Origin of the sequence: Mycobacterium sp. (assembly GCF_035653355.1) — a bacterium.
Taxonomy (GTDB): domain Bacteria; phylum Actinomycetota; class Actinomycetes; order Mycobacteriales; family Mycobacteriaceae; genus Mycobacterium.
The window spans coordinates 1-3144 of sequence record NZ_DASRBZ010000270.1; the positions used below are offsets into that span (position 1 = coordinate 1).

Consider the following 3144-nt stretch of genomic DNA (forward strand, 5'->3'; position numbering starts at 1 on the left):
GCGATGCTGCCGCCCACCACCTGCGCCGGCAGCCCGCGCACCGGACGGCCGCGCTGATCAAGCAGACCGGTCTGCCGAGCTAACGCCTCACCGTCGTTGGCCACCCGCAGCACATACCGGGTTTGTTTGCGAATACCGCTGGCCGACAACACATGTACCACCGCGTTGTAGCCGTACAGCTCGAAGATGTCTTTGCGCAGCCGTCGCGCGATACTCCCCAAGTCGACCTCGGCCTCGACGACGACGCGGCCTCCCACGATGTGCAGGCCGCCGGCGAACCTCAGCAGGGACGTGACTTCGGCACGCCGAGCGCTCACCGAATTCACCACCAACCGGCTCAACTCGTCTTTGACTTCGGCCGTCATCGCCACGCGTCGTCACCTCTCGGTCCGCTACGACCCGGTGCCTGAGCGCCGGTCCCTTCCTCAATTGGCATCGGTGCGGCGGCCACAGGACGCGCTTCGGCGTCGGTGGCGCGCACCCGCACCTCTTCCAGCACCGCCGCCAGCTTGCCCGGATCATGTAAAGGTGTACCAGGTCTGGAGACATCGACGAATTGGACCTGCGCGTCGAGCAGCTTTGCGGTGCGGCGCAGTTGCTCACGCTCGCGCTCGCTGGGCACCCGTTCGGCGTCGATGATCACGTCATGCACGGTGAAGTCCGGCGCATGCTGTGCCAGCACGTGCAGATGACGCTCCACCGAAAAACCCGCGGTCTCCCCCGGCTCGGCCACCAGGTTGAGCACCAGCGCGCGCCGGGCCGTCGTCGCCTGCAACGCGTCGGCCAGCCCCGGCACCAATACATGCGGGATCACGCTGGTGAACCACGAGCCCGGTCCCAACACCACCAGGTCGGCGGCCATGATGGCGTCGACGGCCTGCCTGGTGGCCGGCGGGTTGGCTGGCAGCAGGCGCACTCGGCGCACCTTTCCCGGTGTCGTTGCGATCGCCACTTGGCCGCGGATCACCCGGCTCATCCGCGGATCGGCCTCCAGGCCCGCGACGTCGGCCTCGATTTGCAGCGCGATCGGGCACATCGGCAACACCCTGCCCTTGACGCCGAGGATGCGGCCCAGTTCGTCGAGCGCCGCAACCGGGTCGGCCAGCACTTCGTTGAGCCCAGCGAGCAGGAGATTTCCGATCGGGTGCCCGGCCAGTGCCCCGCTGCCCCCGAATCGATGCTGCAGGATAGTTGCCCACAGTCGCCCGTGCGGGCTGTCAGATGCCAAGGCCGCCAATGCCATTCGCAGATCGCCCGGCGGCAACACGTTGAGCTCGTTGCGCAGCCGGCCGGAGGAGCCCCCGTCGTCGGCGACGGTGACCACCGCGGAGACGTGCGGGGTGAGCCGCCGGGCCGCTGACAGCGTCGCATACAGGCCGTGTCCGCCGCCCAAGGCGACTATGCGTTCATTCATTCGCGACCCAGATCCCGGTGCAGCACCCGCACGGACAATTGCGTGTTGGGCTCCATTAGCCGCGCCAACTCCTCCGCAATGACGACGCTGCGGTGCTTACCGCCGGTGCAGCCGATGGCGACGGTCATGTAGCGCTTCCCCTCTCGCCGGTAGCCGTCGACAACCAGGGACAGCAATCGATGGTAGGTGTCCAGAAACTCTGCCGCGCCGGTCTGGCCCAACACATAGTCACGAACCGCCGGATGCTGGCCGGTGTGCGGGCGCAGCTCATCGACCCAGTGCGGGTTGGGCAGGAAGCGGACATCCATCACCATGTCGGCGTCCATCGGTAGGCCGTATTTGAAGCCGAATGACTCGACGGTGACGCTGGTGTGCGCCACTGCCTCGCCGCCGAATGCTCGTTCGATGCTTTCCCGCAAACCCCGCACCGACAGGGTTGAGGTGTCGATGATCAGGTCGGCGGTGGCGCGCACCGGAGCCAGCATCTCGCGCTCGGCGGCGATCCCCTCGGCCAACGTCTGCCTACCTTGCAGAGGGTGGCTGCGGCGATTCTGCTCGTAGCGGCGCACCAACATGTCGTCGGAGGCTTCCATGAACAACACCCGCGGCGTGATGTTGCGGGTGGCCAAGTCGTTGCGCACCCAATCCAGGTCCCCGGTGAACCCCCGCGAGCGCACATCCATGACGACAGCAAGCTGCGTGATCCGCGAACCGGCCGCCAGCCCGAAGTCGACCATGCGGGTGATCAGCTGCGGAGGCAAGTTGTCGGCGACATACCAGCCCAAGTCCTCGAGCACCTTGGCCGCGGTGCCGCGTCCCGCGCCGGACAGCCCAGTCACCAACACCACATCGATGCCTGATTGCGCTGACCCGTCCGGCTGGTTGGCAGCCGACTCCGCGTGCACAGCGCTTGCGCCCGAGTTCTCGTCGCTCATGCTGTGGCCCATCATCCCGAGGCCCGTTCAGGGACTCGATCGCCGGACGCGTCGGAGCGCAGGGCTTCCAGCACCGCCGTCGCGGTCGCCACACCGATACCCGGGACGGCGGTGATCTCCTCGACAGTCGCGTCTCTAAGCCGCGCCAGCGACCCGAAGTGGGTGACCAGCGCCTTGCGCCGGTGCTCCCCGAGCCCCGGCACCGCGTCGAGGGCCGACGCCGTCATCCGCTTGGACCTCTTGCTGCGGTGATAGGTGATCGCGAACCGGTGCGACTCGTCGCGCACCCGCTGCAACAGATACAAACCCTCGCTGTTGCGCGGCATGATGATCGGGTCGGGCTCGGAGGGCACCCACACCTCTTCCAACCGCTTGGCCAGACCGATCACCGCGACGTCCGTGACGCCAAGCTCATCAAGCACGGCCTTGGCCGCATTGACTTGGGGCGCGCCGCCGTCAACGACATACAAGTTGGGCGGATAGGCGAACTTCCTCGACTTCCCCTCGGGCGAAAGCATATTCGGGTCCTGCTGGTCGCGAAGGTGGCGCATGAACCGGCGACGGGTCACCTCGGCGATCGAGGCGACGTCGTCAGAGCGGCCCTGGCCGGCGGCTTCCCGGATCGCGAAATGGCGGTAGTCGGACTTGCGCGGCAACCCGTCCTCGAACACCACCAGCGAGCCCACCACGTCGGTGCCCTGCACGTGGCTGACGTCGACGCATTCGATCCGCAGCGGCGCGTCGGGCAGGCCGAGCGCTTCCTGAATATTCTGCAGCGCAGCCGATCTCGCAGTG

Annotated in this window: 4 protein-coding genes; all 4 read right to left on the reverse strand. The window is 67.2% G+C overall.

Annotated features, from left to right (window positions below; genetic code table 11):
- Positions 1–365: DNA-binding protein WhiA (gene whiA, locus VFA16_RS09225; protein WP_324967521.1), on the reverse strand; the 365-nt coding region annotated here is incomplete at its 3' end.
- Positions 362–1414, reverse strand: coding sequence for a YvcK family protein (locus VFA16_RS09230; RefSeq protein WP_324967518.1), 1053 nt, complete (start codon positions 1412–1414; stop codon positions 362–364). The genes VFA16_RS09230 and whiA, both read right to left, overlap by 4 nt.
- Positions 1411–2349, reverse strand: coding sequence for an RNase adapter RapZ (gene rapZ / locus VFA16_RS09235; RefSeq protein WP_324967519.1), 939 nt, complete (start codon positions 2347–2349; stop codon positions 1411–1413). The genes VFA16_RS09230 and rapZ overlap by 4 nt, the downstream gene beginning before the upstream one ends.
- 11 nt (positions 2350–2360) lie before the next feature.
- Positions 2361–3144: helix-hairpin-helix domain-containing protein (locus VFA16_RS09240; protein WP_324967520.1), on the reverse strand; the 784-nt coding region annotated here is incomplete at its 5' end.